The 13,713-nt window shown below is 52.1% G+C and carries 6 protein-coding genes and 3 rRNA genes; 3 read left to right on the top strand and 6 right to left on the bottom strand.

Going from position 1 to position 13,713, the window contains the following annotated elements; genetic code table 11:
- Window positions 1-61 precede the first annotated feature (61 nt).
- On the top strand, window positions 62-526 hold the full coding sequence (locus BN8_RS27895) for a hypothetical protein (RefSeq protein ID WP_009285301.1): 465 nt from the start codon (window positions 62-64) through the stop codon (window positions 524-526).
- 72 nt (window positions 527-598) lie between these two features.
- Here the strand turns inward: BN8_RS27895 and rrf are convergent.
- The 3 genes from rrf to BN8_RS27880 all read right to left on the bottom strand — a co-directional run bounded on the left by rrf (window position 599) and on the right by BN8_RS27880 (window position 5,379).
- A 5S ribosomal RNA gene (gene rrf / locus BN8_RS27890) occupies window positions 599-710 on the bottom strand.
- Window positions 711-855: 145 nt separating this feature from the next.
- A 23S ribosomal RNA gene (locus tag BN8_RS27885) occupies window positions 856-3,687 on the bottom strand.
- Window positions 3,688-3,872: 185 nt separating this feature from the next.
- Window positions 3,873-5,379 (bottom strand): 16S ribosomal RNA (locus BN8_RS27880).
- The 16S, 23S and 5S rRNA genes sit together here, the layout of an rRNA operon.
- Before the next feature lie 589 nt (window positions 5,380-5,968).
- On the opposite strand from BN8_RS27880, the gene BN8_RS27875 reads away from it, so the two are divergent.
- Together BN8_RS27875 and BN8_RS27870 are read left to right on the top strand one after the other, a co-directional pair.
- Entirely contained in the window at window positions 5,969-7,225 is a 1,257-nt protein-coding gene (locus BN8_RS27875; protein WP_040006619.1) for an exonuclease SbcCD subunit D C-terminal domain-containing protein, read from the top strand.
- Complete coding sequence (locus tag BN8_RS27870) at window positions 7,197-10,280, top strand: AAA family ATPase (protein ID WP_009285299.1); 3,084 nt, start codon at window positions 7,197-7,199, stop codon at window positions 10,278-10,280. Before BN8_RS27875 ends, BN8_RS27870 begins: the two co-directional genes overlap by 29 nt.
- 41 nt (window positions 10,281-10,321) lie before the next feature.
- On the opposite strand, the gene BN8_RS27865 is transcribed toward BN8_RS27870, so the two are convergent.
- From BN8_RS27865 to BN8_RS27855, 3 genes are all read right to left on the bottom strand, one after another.
- Window positions 10,322-11,149 carry an enoyl-ACP reductase FabI gene (locus BN8_RS27865; RefSeq protein WP_009285298.1) on the bottom strand — a complete coding sequence of 276 codons (828 nt, stop codon included), beginning with the start codon at window positions 11,147-11,149 and terminating at the stop codon, window positions 10,322-10,324.
- Between the two features lie 113 nt (window positions 11,150-11,262).
- On the bottom strand, window positions 11,263-12,300 hold the full coding sequence (locus BN8_RS27860) for an alpha/beta hydrolase (RefSeq protein WP_009285297.1): 1,038 nt from the start codon (window positions 12,298-12,300) through the stop codon (window positions 11,263-11,265).
- Window positions 12,297-13,703: a methyltransferase RsmF C-terminal domain-like protein gene (locus tag BN8_RS27855; RefSeq protein WP_009285296.1), complete on the bottom strand. Its 1,407-nt coding sequence runs from the start codon at window positions 13,701-13,703 to the stop codon at window positions 12,297-12,299. Before BN8_RS27855 ends, BN8_RS27860 begins: the two co-directional genes overlap by 4 nt.
- Window positions 13,704-13,713 lie beyond the last annotated feature (10 nt).

Genomic DNA, 13,713 nt, shown 5'->3' with positions numbered 1-13,713 from the left:
CCTACGAACAAAACTTTAAAACAGTACGTTAGGCAAGAAACCAAATAAACCTTGAACAAAAATGGCACGACCGAATCCAGAATTGATAAACGCTTTGCGCCGGACTGCCAAAAAGCTTAAAGATGGCGCACCCTATCAATGGGGCCATATGGGCGGGTGCAATTGCGGCAATTTAGCGCAGGAACTGACTAAATTGAGTAAAGATCAAATTCACACGTATGCCATGCAGCGTTATGGCGATTGGAATGAGCAAGTTGATGATTATTGTTCAACCAGTTCGCTTCCAATTGACATAGTAATTAATGAAATGCTCAATGCTGGCTTAATGCTGGAAGACTTAAAGCATTTAGAAAAACTGTCCGATAAGCAGGTCTTGGCTCGATTTGCGGTTGAAAGGCGACTTACCCTCAAACATAACGTACGCGATGATGTAGTTGCCTACATGGCTGAATGGGCCAACTTGCTTGAGGAGAATTTATTGGAGAAGATACAGCTTCCTAACTTTAGCGAAGCTGTCGTAGTTTAAGACATTATAGTTTAGCCATCATAAAATGAGTAAAGCCGTCCTTTTGGGGACGGCTCCGACTCGCTTGACAAGAGGTGGCAGCTACCTACTCTCCCGGAAACGACTCCAGTACCATCGGCAGTGCGGGGCTTAACGGCTCTGTTCGGGATGGAAAGAGGTGCTCACCCGCCTTATGACCACCAGCCTCCTTGTGACTGGCGCCAGCCCCTAACCAGGACCAGCTTAGATCGTTGCAGCCTTCGACTCCAAAACACACCTTCGTGTCTTGGACAGCACAGAGAAAGACTTACCTAACGCAAGTAACGTAACAACGTATTGACTCGAATTTGACAGCTACACGTCCGGGCTCATTAGTACGGCTCAGCTCTAGGACTCTCACCCCCTGCACCTGCCGCCTATCAACGTGCTCGTCTCGCACAACCCTTTATACCGGAAGTCTCATCTTGGGGCCAGTTTCGCACTTAGATGCCTTCAGCGCTTATCTGATCCGCACGTAGCTACTCGGCCGTGCCACCGGCATGACAACCGATCCGCCAGCGGTGCGTCCATCCCGGTCCTCTCGTACTAAGGACAGATCCCCGCAAACTTCCTGCGCCCACCACAGATAGGGACCGAACTGTCTCACGACGTTCTGAACCCAGCTCGCGTGCCACTTTAATCGGCGAACAGCCGAACCCTTGGAACCTTCTCCAGCCCCAGGATGTGACGAGCCGACATCGAGGTGCCAAACCTCCCCGTCGATGTGAGCTCTTGGGGGAGATCAGCCTGTTATCCCCGGCGTACCTTTTATCCTTTGAGCGATGGCCCACCCATGCAGTACCACCGGATCACTATACCCTGCTTTCGCACCAGATCGGTCCGTCGACCTCACTGTCAAGCCCGCTTCTGCTATTGCACTCCCCAGCCGATTACCGTCCGGCCTGAGCGGACCTTGGGAAACCTCCGTTACCCTTTCGGAGGTGACCACCCCAGTCAAACTACCCACCAACCACTGTCCCCTCGCAGGTTAGACCACCAGTCAGCCAAGGGCGGTATTTCAAGGTCGGCTCCACGATGCCTGGCGACACCGCTTCACTGCCTCCCGCCTATCCTACACATGCCTGACCAGCGATCCATGATAAGCTGTAGTAAAGGTGCACGGGGTCTTTCCGTCCCGTGGCGGGTAAGCGGCATCTTCACCGCTACTACAATTTCACCGAACTCATGGTTGAGACAGTGCCCAGATCGTTACACCATTCGTGCAGGTCGGAACTTACCCGACAAGGAATTTCGCTACCTTAGGACCGTTATAGTTACGGCCGCCGTTTACTGGGGCTTCAGTTCAATGCCTCGGGTTGCCCCTAACATCCCCCCTTAACCTTCCAGCACCGGGCAGGTGTCAGACCCTATGCGTCATCTTGCGATTTGGCAGAGTCCTGTGTTTTTGGTAAACAGTCGCCTGGGCGTCTTCTCTGCAGCCTCCCACTCGCGTGGGTAGGCCCCCCTTCTCCCGAAGTTACAGGGTTATCTTGCCGAGTTCCTTAACCATGATTCTTTCGTCCACCTTAGATTATTCATCCCGGCTACCTGTGTCGGTGTACGGTACGGGTACCCATGCGCTTAACGCAGCCTCACTTTTCTTGGAAGCCCCTTCGCCACTTCGGTTCAGCCGTAGCCTCCCCTCAACGCCCCCTTCCGGCCGGACGTAGCAGCCCCGGCGCTCCGTCATGAGACGACCTGCATGGACAGTGCGGGACTATTAACCCGCTTGCCATCAGAGCCCGCCCTTCGGCTGCCCCTTAGGTCCCGACTAACCCTCCGATGACTACCATCGCGGAGGAAACCTTAGCCTTACGGTGTGGAGAGTTCTCGTCTCCATCTCGTTACTTATGCCTACATTTGCTTTTCCCTTCAGTCCAGCTCAGCTCGCGCCTGACCTTCACCCCAAAGGGAATGCTCTCCTACCACATCATGCTCATGCATGAGTCCACGGCTTCGGTGGTGTGCTTGATGCCCGTTTATTATCGACGCCCGCCCCGCTCGACCAGTGAGCTGTTACGCACTCTTTAAAGGAATAGCTGCTTCCAAGCTAACCTCCTGGCTGTTTCAGCAGCCGGACCGCCTTTGTTCAACTTAGCACACACTTGGGGACCTTAGCCGATGGTCTGGGTTGTTCCCCTCTCGGAACAGGACCTTAGCACCCTGCCCCTCACTGCCCGACACCCCCTGGCGCATTCGGAGTTCATCAGAAGTTGGTAGGATGTGACTCCCCCGCATCCTGTTGGTCGCTCTACCTCACCAGTGGTAACATCGAACGCTGTTCCTAAAAACATTTCGGAGAGTACGAGCTATTTCTCAGTTTGATTGGCCTTTCACCCCTACCCGCAGCTCATCCGGAAGCTTTTCAACGCTTATCGGTTCGGCCCTCCACGGGGTGTTACCCCCCCTTCAGCCTGGCCACGGGTAGATCACCAAGTTTCGCGTCTACCCCCACTGACTATGCGCCCTGTTCAGACTCGCTTTCGCTTCGACTTCGCGACTCCAGTCGCTTAATCTGGCCAGTGACGGTAACTCGTAGGCTCATTATGCAAAAGGCACGCCGTCACCCCCATCCAGGGGCTCCGACCGCTTGTAAGCGCCTGGTTTCAGGTTCTCTTTCACCCGGGTACTCCCCGTTCTTTTCACCTTTCCCTCACGGTACTCTGCCCTATCGGTCTTCTGGTCGTATTTAGCCTTGGCGGATGGTGCCGCCAGATTCAGAGGGGGTTCCTCCGGCCCCCCCTTACTCAGGATCCCCGACCCGGCAGCGCCCTGACCCGTACGGGACTCTCACCCTCTACGGTCGACCTTCCCAGATCGTTTCGGTTCGCTTGCTGCCTTGTTGTCAGGTCCTACAACCCCGACTGGGCCGTAACCCAGCCGGTTTGGGCTCCTCCCCGTTCGCTCGCCACTACTTGGGAAATCACGACTTGTTTTCTCTTCCTGCGGCTACTTAGATGTTTCAGTTCACCGCGTTTGCCCCCTCGAAAGGGTACTAGCTCTTCAAGCTAGTGGGTTGCCCCATTCGGACACGTGCGGATCAGCCCCTGCCAGCGGGTCCCCGCACCGTTTCGTCGCTTGCCACGTCCTTCTTCGCCACCAGAAGCCTAGGCATCCCCCAGACGCCCTTTGCTTGTGTATATGTCACAAATCAATCAGTCAACTACTTACTTACGTTAGACCAGCGGCTTACACCGCTGTTTCGTCTTTCCCTGTACGTCAAAGAACTGCTGCGCTGACGCCCCTTGCGGTAACGACAGCCCGGCTCTGACAAACCCATCAGCACACTAACACCCACTGGCCGGTGATCACTCACCGACGGCTCCAGAAAGGAGATGTTCCAGCCGCACCTTCCGGTACGGCTACCTTGTTACGACTTAGCCCCAGTCGCCGGGTTTACCCTTGTCCGGTTGTTACCCCGAACTTCAGGTCCCCCCAACTCCCATGGCTTGACGGGCGGTGTGTACAAGGTCCGGGAACGTATTCACCGCGCCATGGCTGATGCGCGATTACTAGCGATTCCAGCTTCATGGGGTCGGGTTGCAGACCCCAATCCGAACTGTGACCGGCTTTGCAAGATTGACTCAGGGTTGCCCCATCGTGACCCGCTGTACCGACCATTGTAGCACGTGTGTCGCCCTGGACGTAAGGGCCATGATGACTTGACGTCGTCCCCCCCTTCCTCTCTGCTTGCGCAGGCAGTCTCGCATGAGTCCCCACCATTACGTGCTGGCAACATACGATAAGGGTTGCGCTCGTTGCGGGACTTAACCCAACACCTCACGGCACGAGCTGACGACAGCCATGCAGCACCTTGCTTTGTGCCCCTTGCGGGGCGCGGATGTTTCCACCCACTTCACGCGCATTCTAGCCCAGGTAAGGTTCCTCGCGTATCATCGAATTAAACCACATGCTCCACCGCTTGTGCGGACCCCCGTCAATTCCTTTGAGTTTCACCGTTGCCGGCGTACTCCCCAGGTGGATGACTTAACGCTTTCGCTCAGCCACTGAGTCCAAAGACCCAACAGCCAGTCATCATCGTTTACGGCATGGACTACCAGGGTATCTAATCCTGTTCGCTCCCCATGCTCTCGTGCCTCAGTGTCAATCAAACCGTAGTCACCTGCCTACGCAATCGGGGTTCTGGGTCATATCTATGCATTTCACCGCTACATGACCCGTTCCAGTGACCTCCAGTTCATTCAAGTCCCACAGTATCCAGCCACATCTGAGTGTTGAGCACCCAGCTTTCAAACCAGACTTACAGGACCACCTACGCACCCTTTAAACCCAATAAATCCGGACAACGCTTGCACCCTCCGTATTACCGCGGCTGCTGGCACGGAGTTAGCCGGTGCTTATTCACCCGTTACCGGCAAACAACCCCGCAGGGCTGCGTTTCTTCACGGGCAAAAGCAGTTTACAACGCTGAGCGCCTTCGTCCTGCACGCGGCATGGCTGGGTCAGAGTTGCCTCCATTGCCCAATATTCCCTACTGCTGCCTCCCGTAGGAGTCGGGTCCGTCTCTCAGTACCCGTGTGGGGGCCAATCCTCTCAGAACCCCTACTGATCATGGCCATGGTAGGCCGTTACCCCACCATCCAGCTAATCAGACGCAAACCCCTCCCGGATCTATAAATATTTAGCTAATCAGTGATGCCACCCATTAGCACCATGCGGGTTTACCCCAGCTTTCGCCGGGCTATCCCCCAATCCGGGGCAGGTTGTTTACGCGTTACGCACCCGTTTGCCGCTGGCATTGCTGCCCGCTCGACTTGCATGTATTAGGCCTGCCGCTAGCGTTCATCCTGAGCCAGGATCAAACTCTCCATTGTAAATAGTGTTGTAGCTAAAAAGCTACTGTCTTGTTCAACCGCTTCCGCAAGGGAAGACCAGTTGGGCTCTTGTTAGTTGTGCTGACCAGTTTGTCAAAGAACTGTCGGCTCAGCCGTTGCTGAACCTGGGTGAGAAGCAAGCGATTGATTCGCTTAAGTCCCTGTTTCAATCAATTGGGAGTGCAAAAGTACGTGTTTTGTTATCCCGTGTCAAGTGTTTGCTGAAAATTATTTTTGCATTTGATTGTCAGCTACTTACTTGTAACAAGCTGACAGACAGTGTGTTGTGTTTGTCGATCGAGCTTGTTTCCCTCATTTGGGACTGCAAAGGTAGGGCCTTTCACCACCCTTGTCAAGACCCCATCCAAAAATAATTAAGAGCTCCTACGCAGCTAATTTTACAACTGTTTGATAGCTTGAGCTTTAGGCCTGAAAATTTCCTGAAAATTTTTCTCACAACAGTTAGCATAGCATAATTAAGAGGGCAAATCAAGCTTTTGACCGCCCTTGACTTCGTTTTGCTGTCCCTACGCTTTATCTTGCAGTCAGTATGTTATTTACCCGGTCACTCTCTTCTAAACGTGGCGTTATGAAAATACTGCACACAGCAGACTGGCATTTAGGAAAGCGTTTATATAAACATGATCTCCGCGATGATCATGAGTTATTCCTCGACTGGTTAGCTACGCTGGTTGATGAACGTGACATTGATGTTCTGCTGATTTCGGGCGATGTATTTGATACGACAAACCCAAATGATGGGTCTATGTCGCTTTATTACAAGTTTTTGACCCGTATGCTTCCGCTTGGTCGGAGGCTGATTATAACCGGTGGCAATCATGACTCGGCCAGTAAGCTGAACGCGCCCCGGGAGTTACTACGTCACCTGAATATTCATGTTGTCGGTTGTACGACTAATAACTTTTCGGACGAAGTGATTCGGCTGGCAACGGGCTCAACCGATTTACTTGTTGCAGCCGTTCCTTATCTGCGGGATGCAGATTTACGGCAATCTGTTTCTGGCCAAAGTTTTGACGAGCGTATTGAAGCCGTCCGAACCGGGATTCGTAATCACTACGAACGAATCGTTGACTACTGCTGTCAGGATTACAAGGATGTACCCAGACTAGCCATGGGGCATCTGTATGTCAATGGAGCTACGATTTCGGAAAGCGAACGGGAAATTCACAGCGTTGGTGGACAGGCGGCTTTTTCGTCGGAGCATTTCCCTGCCGGATTTGACTATGTTGCGCTTGGCCACATTCATGTTCCGCAAACCATTGGTAATCACCAGACAATTCGCTACAGTGGCTCACCTATTCCGTTGAGTTTCGGGGAACGCGATAATAGACATCAGCTTCTTGAGCTAACTGTTGATAACGGTCAATTGGTGAATGTAGAATCCGTGCCGGTGCCGCGCTTCAGAACGTTGCGGCACGTTGGCGGTACGATGGACGAAGTGCGCGAAGCATTGGAGAATCTGTGTTCACCAGAAGATACATTGTCGATGCTGGTGGAAGTGCTGGTTGAGGAAGAAAACGAGAGCCTGAGTGTTCGCAAGCATTTTGAACAACTGCAACGTGATTATGCCCAGGCTACTTTTCAGATTGCCAAAACCAGGCTGGTATTCCGCAATAAGTTAAAAGGACTGGATTCCCTGTACATCGCGGATACAGTTCTTCAAGATCTTACGTACCTGGACGTTTTCGGACGCCGGCTGGATGCTTCGCTCGTTGAGGGAGACGACCGGGTGACATTGGTGGAGACTTATAAGAAACTTTACAAGCTGGTTACGGAGCAGGCGGCTCCACTTTTGCATGAAAATTCGACAAATACGCTTTCGTAACATCAATTCGTTTTACGGCGAACATCCGCCTATTGTTTTTACGAAAGGTCTTTTAAACTCAACCGGCCTTTTTGTGATTGCCGGCCCAACCGGCGCTGGGAAATCGACCCTACTTGATGTTATTACACTGGCGTTGTTCAACCGCGTACCACGGCTTTCGGGGGCCATATCGCTGACTAATATTACAGAAGAAGGCTTATTGGTTAACCAGCAGGCGGCCCGCGAAGCCAATGCAGCCGCTTACGCTGAGGTGGAATATGAAGTGAATGGCGATGTTTACCGGTCTCGCTGGTCTATTAAGAAGAACCGCAACGGAAACTGGTATAATTATGAAATGGAAGTAGCCCGGTTGAAAGACGATCAGCCACAGGGCGAACTATTTCCTATCAAAGACTTACGCGATTTCCCTAAGAAGAACGAAGAATTGATCGGGCTTACGTATGAGCAGTTTGTTCGCTCGATCGTACTCGCGCAGGGTGCCTTCGATCAGTTTTTAAAGTCGAAGTCAGCGGAGCGAAGCAAGATGCTCGAACGCATAACCGGAACGGAGATTTACCGCCAGTTGAGTCAACGAGCCTATGCTACCAACAAACAGTTTGACGAGTATCTGGTCACCAAACGGCGCGAGGTTGAACTGATTCAGGTACTGAGCGAAGAAGCCGTCCAGGACCTTAAAGCACAACAGAAAGATACCGACGCTCAACTCAAGGCGCTGGACCGGGAAATCACCCAGCTTACCAATGAGCAGACCCTTTGGCGACAGGTTTCGGAAGCCGATCACCAACTCAGCCTTCTGGACAAGCGTCAGACTGCCCTTGCACAAAAGCTTGATGAGTTTTCGACCAGTGCTCAGCAATTGCAGCGCCACAAGCAGGTAGCCGACCTGGCCGTTACGCTCGAAACAATCCGTAACCTCGCATTTCGTCGTGATACGGCCACAGCCTCTCGCCAACAACTCCAACAGGTAATTCAGACGCTCACGAATCAGCTTAACGACGTACTCGATCAAGCCAGAGCCTTAACAAATGCACCGGCCGTAACAGCGGATACGTTTGAGAAACAAATTGATGCTTTCCGGGAGCAGGTACTTGAACTAACCAACAGGATTGCAGCGGAACATGAACGTAGTCAGCGTCCGTTGCAAAGCATCCAGCAAACTTTTAAAACGGCTTCACATGAGTGGTTTCGGGTTCTTGATCTGACAAACCCGGAGGAAGCAACCCAGCAAGTAGCCGATCGGTACCAAACCCTTTCGGTCCAACTCGTTCAATTAGAACAGGAGTACTCGCACGTATCAACGGAAACCATTAATCAGGAAATCATTCACCTGTTTGAGCGGGAAAATCAGCTTTCGTCACTGATTACGGTGCTGGAGGAACAACAAACCCGGTTGTCGGAGGGAATGACGCTAAAAGCCAAGGCAGAACAGATTGATCAGCTCATCCAGCACAAAGCCGACTCACTGGCTAAACTTGAGCAGGAAGTCAAACAACTGGAAGCGCGGAAAAATGAACTGGAAGCCATCAGAACCCGCCTGCAAACCGAAGCGAATCTGGATGAGTTACGGAAAGGTTTGACCAGCGGGTCTCCCTGTCCGCTGTGTGGTTCGCTGAAACACCCATACGCACAGCACTACGTGCAGCAGACGGGCGAAAATGAGTTGTTGCTACGTATTGCTACGGCCGACTGGCAGGAAAAACAAAAAGAATACGAAGCACTTCGCCTGGAATTGATCGAAGACCAAGCGAATGAACGGGCGTTTAATGAGCGTCGGAATGAACTACGACAGCTTTGGGTCGCTAAAAAGAAAGAGGTGACGGATCAACTGACGATGCTGGCGATCGATTCGACGGTAGGTCCGGAGTCACTGAGAGACACCAAAAAGCTGCTCATGTTGCAGCGGCAGGAGTTAGACAACCTGCGCTCGTTGTGGGCGCAGGATACTACGTTACGACGACTCCTCGACGACTTTGATGCGCTGGCTGAGAGCCGACAACGGATGGAAGAATTTACCCGGCAAAAAGCAGCAATCTATCCAGATGACAATATCCGGGAAGTTTGCGACCAACTGACCGAACGCTTTTATCACCTACAGACTCAATTAGCCACCCAAACAGGTCTCCTGCAAAAAGTAACGGATGAATGCAAGACCGTTGATCAGGACTGGACTAGTCTGACAGAATTGCTGCAACCTCAACTGGAAGAGCGTGGCCTGTCGGACGTAGCAGCCGCCCGTGCCTGTTTGTTGGAGGCTGCCCAGGTCAGACAACTTCAGGAACAGCAGAATGAACTGGAACGGCAAGCCGACGAGATCAAGCGCCGACGCCAGGACGAAGAAGCCAAACGAGCCGAAGCATGGGCAGCTCGCCAGACCTCCTTCTCGGCCGACGAGACGACTCAGCAGCTCCTGCTGAAAAAAACGATTGAGCGCAAAGCCCGGGAAGGCGTCGGGTATATCAGAAAACAGCTCGAACATGACCGCGATCAGCGAAAACGCCAGAAAAAACTCACCGACGAGCTAACTAAGCTCGAAACGGAAGCCCAGCCGTGGCGGCAACTCAACCAATTGATCGGCAGCGCTAAAGGTGATGAATACAGTAAGTTTGCGCAGGGCCTGACATTGGCTCAACTAATCGGTCTATCGAACCGACGGCTACGCGAGCTATCGGATCGCTACCTGCTGCTGAAGCCACGCGATGGCCAGGATGAGCTATACGTCATTGATCAGTACCAGGGTAGTACGGAGCGGTCGGTGTCAAGTTTATCGGGAGGAGAAACGTTTACCCTCAGTCTGGCGCTGGCCCTGGGTTTGTCTGACCTGGCTTCGCAGAACGTACAGATTGAGAGTCTCTTTATTGACGAAGGTTTTGGTACGCTTGACCCCGAAAGCCTGGATACAGCCATCGTTATGCTGGAAAAGCTACAGCACGACAGCAAAAAAACCATTGGCATTATTTCACACCGACACGAAATCAAGGAGCGCATCAGCGTTCAGATTCAAGTAGAAAAAGGAGCGGACGGAACCAGTAAAATCAAGGTAGTAGAATCCTACTAAATCAAAAAAGGCTACCGCTTCGGTAGCCTTTTTTGATTTACTTATGCGTTCTGTCGACTTTCCAAGAACGCCTGTACAACTTCTTCGGAGGCACCGGTCATTGAGAACCCGCCATCATGAAACAGATTCTGCATGGTTACCATCCGCGTCAGATCAGAGAACAACGTAACAACGTAGTCGGCGCACTGCTCGGCGGATGCGTTGCCAAGCGGGGCTGTGGCTTCGGCAAAGTCAAAGAATTTATCAAAACCACCAATGCCTGATCCGGCCGTCGTTACGGTTGGCGACTGAGACACCGTATTAACGCGAACTTTTCGGTATCTACCATATTGGTAGCCGAAACTACGGGTAATTGACTCCAGCAGCGCCTTGGCATCGCCCATATCGGAATAGAACCCGAATGTGCGCTGGGCCGCCATGTACGACAGCGCAACTACCGATCCCCATTCGTTAATGGCGTCGAGTTTATAAGCGGTTTGCAGCATTTTGTGCAGCGACATGGCCGAAACGTCGAGGCTCTGTTTAAACCACTCGTAGTTCAGATCGGTGTATTGTCTGCCTTTCCGGATGTTTGGACTCATGCCGATGCTGTGCAGGACAAAGTCTACTTTGCCGCCCAGAATATCGGTTGACTTATTATAAAGATTTTCGAGGTCTTCTGTTGACGTCGCATCTGCCGGAATGATTTCGGCTTCGCACTGCTCCGCCAGTTGTTTGATAGCACCCATCCGCATCGCGATCGGCGCGTTGGTGAGGGTAAAGGTGGCGCCTTCTTCCTTTGCCTTGAGAGCAACTTTCCAGGCAATTGATTTTTCATCGAGGGCCCCTGAGATGATGCCGCGTTTTCCTTTCAGTAATCCGTAAGCCATTTAAACAGTTTTCAGTTTACAGTTTTCGGTTTGTAGTGCAGAACCGCAAACCGTTTTGTCGTTTTACTACATCGATTGTGAATCAGGATCGATTGAACCGGGTCAAAGTTAGACTATTTTTTCGGGTTAAGAGCCAATGTAGTGGTTACGGTCGATACAGGCTTTACATCCAGCACTTCTTCCATAAATTTTTCAGTGGCGTTGTAAACACCGTCTAAATCATGTGACGTGAACCGCGATGAGATGACGTGTTCGCCGGATTCGGGAAACGCAACCTGTTGCTTTTTATCGGCTGGAGTTCCGAGCTGTTCATACATGGAGAGCATGGCCTGAACTGAAACAACCTTATCCTGATGATCTTCGTCTTTGTAGTAGTATCCTACGAATACCGGCTGTTTCACTTTCTGAAATACGTCTCCGGTCATGTATTCGTCGATCAGGGTCTGGAGTGTAAGCAGGCCGTTCGTGTGGTATTTGGTGAACCAGTATTGATTGCGACCCGGGTTCTGATACGTGTTGACCACATACTTACCGCCGAAAACCTGATCTAAAATCTGCGTACCCCACGGTTTAGTAACCAGCTTCAACGCCGGATTGGCTACGGCAATACAAGGGGAATAAAGCACCAGCCCTGCAATATCGGGGTGATGAGCAGCCAGATATAATGACAGCATCCCCCCCGCCGACGTACCAATCAGGATAACTTTATTGCCCAGCGCCCGCCCAATGGCCAGCGCCCGCTCGGCAGATGCTACGTAATTACCAGGCGTCAGATCTTTGAGCGCATCCGGCGAATCGACACCGTGGCCGTGCATACGGGCCAGATATAGGTTACACCCAAACTTTTGGGCCAGTTGTTTGTGAACAGGATCGCCCTCGGCCCAACTGGCCGTAAAGCCATGAATGTATACGATGCTATACGATGTTTTCTCTTTTCGGTTGCTGTCGGCCCATACGATCCGGGCCTCGTTATCGGGTTTAAGAGGAGCGTCTTTCTCATTGAGGGCAATAGCCTGTTCAAGTTTAACCAGGTCAGGGTCTAAGGAAACAGGCTCGTCTTTAATCGAGTCGAAATGGTTGCTCGGCCCAACCGAATACCCAACGATGATGACGGCCAGTACCAGGCCAGTGATGATAAGGAAACGTTTCATAGCTCTCGAATATCCATGCGGATACGCCAGTCTTTAGGTAGGTAGTTATTAACGCGGTTACCGACCCCCTTCATCCAGCCTATGTTTAAGCCTTCGTAGCGAGCCAGCAACCATCCCTTGGCAGGTTCACTCAAACTAAGGTTCTCTTTCTTAAAGTACCGTAATGCGTCCTCCCTAGGTAACGATACAGCGGGCAGCTTTTCGGCAATGGCCGTACTGAGTGCCAGGGCGTGAGCCGGGATAAAGTCACTACCCTTGAATACACCCATATCCAGCCCAAACCCTTTGTTACGCAAGGCGTTATCCAAAAATAAAAAATCTTTTTCCAATGCCTTCGGCAGGGCAATTACATCCTGATTAGGTTTTTCCCAAAATGAGTATTCGGTAGGTGTTTTCAGCCATTGTGCTGCCTGCGCCGTCTCGCGGGGACGTAGTTGTCTGATCGTCCGAAATGTCCGGGCATTCAGCTTAACCGCCGGCGTAAAGCCCGTTTTCTGAAATACGCTGATAAAAAAGCCTTCGCCTTTGACCCGATGCGGGTAGCACTGATAACCAAACGCACCATCAGTAGTCTGCCGTTCTTCGATTTTCCATTCGGCCGGGAGGTTGAGACGCCGACCTCTGAACCCATTCTGAGCCAGATACCGTAGATTATCGTCGTTTTCGGCGTCGTTGTACGTACAGGTGCTGTAGATGAGTATACCCCCCTGGTCAATCAGGGGCGCGGCTGCCAACAAAATGCGCTTTTGCCGGGCTGAGCAAAGCTGTACGTTTGCTTCCGACCACTCCTGCACGGCTTGATGGTCTTTCCGGAACAAGCCTTCTCCCGAACAGGGGGCATCTACAACCACTACGTCGAAGAAACCGTTGAGGTTGCCAAACTCTTCGGGATCATGATTGCTGACTACTACGTTTGGGTAACCCCATTTATCAATGTTTTCGCGCAACACGGGCACCCGACTACGAATCACTTCATTACAGATGAGCAGACTCTCCGGATGCAGCGCCGACGCCAGCAACGTACTTTTTCCGCCTGGGGCAGCGCAGAGGTCGAGTACCCGTAGTGGCCGCTCCAGTTTGACGGTCTGCCGCAGGGCTTCGTCCAGTAGCATCGACGACGCTTCCTGTACGTAGTAAGCCCCGGCCTGAAACAGCGGATCAAGTGTAAAGCTGGGGCGCTCGGGTAAATAAAACCCTTCGGCACACCAGGGCACCCGTTCAAGGCTTTCCGTATCCAGAACGCGTTTGCGGGGGTTTATGCGTATGCTGACGGGTGGCTCCTGAACCAGCGCAGCCTCGAACGATGGTAACTCCTCTCCTAACAGCGTCTGCATCTGCGCTCTGAACGCCAGAGGTAGTTCTGTCGGCAACAAGTTCGACGGTGACGGGGTTTGATTATTCATCCAGTAAAAT

Source organism: Fibrisoma limi BUZ 3 (genome assembly GCF_000296815.2).
In the GTDB taxonomy this organism is placed as follows: domain Bacteria; phylum Bacteroidota; class Bacteroidia; order Cytophagales; family Spirosomataceae; genus Fibrisoma; species Fibrisoma limi.
This window is presented reverse-complemented; position numbering and strand designations above follow the sequence as displayed.

Bases quoted from the DNA above. Each gene is read 5' to 3' on its own strand.
- BN8_RS27855 (WP_009285296.1), bottom strand. From the start codon at position 13,703: ATGAATAATCAAACCCCGTCACCGTCGAACTTGTTGCCGACAGAACTA.
- BN8_RS27865 (WP_009285298.1), bottom strand. From the start codon at position 11,149: ATGGCTTACGGATTACTGAAAGGAAAACGCGGCATCATCTCAGGGGCC.
- BN8_RS27860 (WP_009285297.1), bottom strand. From the start codon at position 12,300: ATGAAACGTTTCCTTATCATCACTGGCCTGGTACTGGCCGTCATCATC.
- BN8_RS27895 (WP_009285301.1), top strand. From the start codon at position 62: ATGGCACGACCGAATCCAGAATTGATAAACGCTTTGCGCCGGACTGCC.
- BN8_RS27875 (WP_040006619.1), top strand. From the start codon at position 5,969: ATGAAAATACTGCACACAGCAGACTGGCATTTAGGAAAGCGTTTATAT.
- BN8_RS27870 (WP_009285299.1), top strand. From the start codon at position 7,197: ATGAAAATTCGACAAATACGCTTTCGTAACATCAATTCGTTTTACGGC.